The organism is Gordonibacter sp., assembly GCF_036667095.1.
GTDB lineage: Bacteria > Actinomycetota > Coriobacteriia > Coriobacteriales > Eggerthellaceae > Gordonibacter.
The window spans coordinates 1331-2430 of the sequence record NZ_JAVWUP010000076.1 but is presented as its reverse complement, the minus strand read 5'-3'; the positions used below and the strand labels follow the sequence as shown (position 1 = coordinate 2430).

At 56.6% G+C, this 1100-nt stretch carries 1 protein-coding gene; it reads left to right on the top strand.

Translation table 11 applies throughout. The features are described 5' to 3' along the window. The coding region (locus RR842_RS08210; RefSeq protein ID WP_332729437.1) for a Wadjet anti-phage system protein JetD domain-containing protein at positions 1 to 1100 on the top strand (1100 nt) is incomplete at both ends.

Below are 1100 nucleotides of genomic sequence, written 5' to 3'. Positions count from 1 at the left end.
AACCCCGAGTTCTCCCTTGCCCTGCACGTCCCCACTGAGAAAACGGTGCTCGCCAATCCTGCGGCAGCGCGAGCATGGGCCCGTTCATGGCAAGACCTCGACAGCGACCACCACATCACATGGGTACAAAAGTCATGGCCAAGCGTCGGCGATCAACGTCTTCCCCAGAAGCTGCTGCTGCGCACCCCCAACGACATTGCCTCGTTCGCCCAATGCAAAAGCGCGTGGGATATCCTGAAGAATCGCACAGCCGAACTTGCCGCTTTATATCGACGCGAGCAAGCGACATGCAACGACTCAGATCCAGCTGCAGCAGGTACCGAAAGGACACCCGCCGAAGGAACGATTGCCGGATCCTCAACCACCAAAAGGACACGAGCCGAAGAAGCTCCCATCGAAATAGCACCTGCCTTTAAAAAGGCAGCTTTGCTGTTTCCCCAGATAAACTATGATGATTGGAATAAGCTCCTCGCCGTGCTCTCGTGGCTCGTCCAACATCCAGACGTAGCCTGTTATGCGCGCGAGCTTCCCATTCGCGGCATCGACACCAAGTGGGTAGAGCGCCACCGCAAGGTAACCGAGCTGCTGCTCAAAGTTTTCACCGGACGCGATTCGGTTCCGTTTCAACTGCGCGCTCCCGCTCAGATAAGGGTGCGTTTCCTTGACGAGTCTCTTGCACCGGGTGGACTGCGCGACCTTTCCGCATCGCCAGCCGAGCTGAATCGCTACACCGGCGCACCCGAGCTGGTCATTTTATGCGAGAATCTGATATCACTCATGACTCTTCCATCGCTCGACGGGGCACTAGGCATCCATGGGGGCGGTTACGGCGTGAGCGAATTGGCATCCCTAGCGTGGCTGCAAGCCGTACCTGTGCTGTACTGGGGTGACTTGGATAGCCATGGGTTTGCGATTCTCAGCCAATGGCGTCACCACCATACACGCACCGAATCGTTGATGATGGACGAAAAAACGTTCGCAGCTCATCAAGATTTATGCGTGAACGAACCCACGCCAAGCCGCGCTCGTCTCAGTTATCTCACGCCATCCGAAGAAGCAACATTAAAGCTGCTGCAAGCGCAAGGGGATGTTCGCCTCGA